Here is a 1316-nt window from a genome sequence, read left to right on the forward strand (position 1 = left end):
TACCTACTACGCCTTTTTTGTATCTGATGGTTTTAAGTGTTGTTATGGGTACACCGTTGGCATCTGAGCTCATCTTCTTATCCCCCTTGTAAACTCTTTTGCTTCAACCCTTTCAACTCTCTTAACCATCTGCTCGATAAAATTCGTGCTCTACAGCCCTTGTGACCTTCAAATGATCCCTCAATGTTTTAGTCGTTGACCGTTTATATATTCCTGATAGGATAGCCGTATGGACGTCTAAATATAAAATGGAGTTACGATGACAAATTTAGGTCACATCAAAAAGTTATCTTGGGTTCTCGCTGCTGCGCTCAGCTTAAGTGCCTGCGGAGAAAAAGATAATTCAGTAATCAAAGTCGGAGCTACGGTTGGGCCACATGCACAAGTAGTTGAAGCAGTAGCGAAAGAAGCGGCAAAACAAGGGCTAAATGTTGAAGTCATCGAGTTCTCTGATTACGTGACACCTAACGCCGCGCTGAGTGACGGTAGCATCGATATTAACAGCTACCAACACCAACCTTTTTTGGATAATTTCAACAGCAGTCATAACTCTCAGCTCGTTTCAATTGGCCAATCTATCTTGATGCGCATGGGTATTTATTCCAATAAATACCGTTCGTTAGAAGAGTTACCAAACCGTGCCAGAATTGCCATTCCAAACGACCCAACTAATGGAGGCCGAGGGCTGTTACTACTCGCTGATGCGGGCTTGATTGAGCTTAAACCAGGTGTTGGCCATAAAGCCGCGTTAACCGATATTAAGAGCAATCAAAAAGAACTGGAGTTCGTTGAGGTAGATGCGGCGCAGCTGCCAAGAACGCTGGATGACGTTGATGCCGCAGCTATTACGATGAATTACGTGATGTCTTCAGGCTTAGACCCCAAGAAGCAAAGTATTTTCCTAGAGTCCAAAGACGCACCTCTCGCTGTTATGGTTATTGCGACTCGTGAAGCCGACAGAAACAACGAGGCTTACAAGAAGTTCGTTTCTATTTACCAATCCCAAGAAATTCGCGACTTCCTTGATAGCACTTTCAAAGGAACGATTGAACCAGCCTTTTAAGTAAGAATTAATCCTTGAGCAAGCTATCTTGCTTGCTCAGAGAGACAAAACGACAGAGGCTCATGAAACAAAGCATGAGCCTCTGTCGTATCAAATGGTATCAATCGTACTTGGAGTTAGATTATCGACTTTCTGCTTCTAACTTTAGCGCGATATAGTTTTGTGCGGCGGTAACCAAATCAGAACGATTGATGATCTTCCATAGGAAAAATGGCGGGATTAAGAATGCAATGAAGTAAAACGACTCATGAAA

Annotated in this window: 1 protein-coding gene and 1 pseudogene; one reads left to right on the top strand and one right to left on the bottom strand. The window is 43.2% G+C overall.

Going from position 1 to position 1316, the window contains the following annotated elements:
- The first annotated feature begins 259 nt into the window (after nt 1–259).
- Nucleotides 260–1063 (top strand): MetQ/NlpA family ABC transporter substrate-binding protein, encoded by an 804-nt coding sequence (locus R7070_RS25390; RefSeq protein WP_021450160.1) that lies wholly within the window; start codon nt 260–262, stop codon nt 1061–1063.
- Between the two features lie 121 nt (nt 1064–1184).
- Here R7070_RS25390 and R7070_RS25395 read toward each other — a convergent pair.
- Nucleotides 1185–1316 (bottom strand): annotated as a pseudogene (locus R7070_RS25395) (D-fructose-6-phosphate amidotransferase); the annotation flags it as partial.

The organism is Vibrio sp. 1557 (assembly GCF_033340175.1).
Taxonomy (GTDB): domain Bacteria; phylum Pseudomonadota; class Gammaproteobacteria; order Enterobacterales; family Vibrionaceae; genus Vibrio; species Vibrio alginolyticus.

What these genes read in the sequence shown, in the direction of transcription:
- R7070_RS25390 (WP_021450160.1), top strand. Translation starts at nt 260, where the DNA reads ATGACAAATTTAGGTCACATCAAAAAGTTATCTTGGGTTCTCGCTGCT.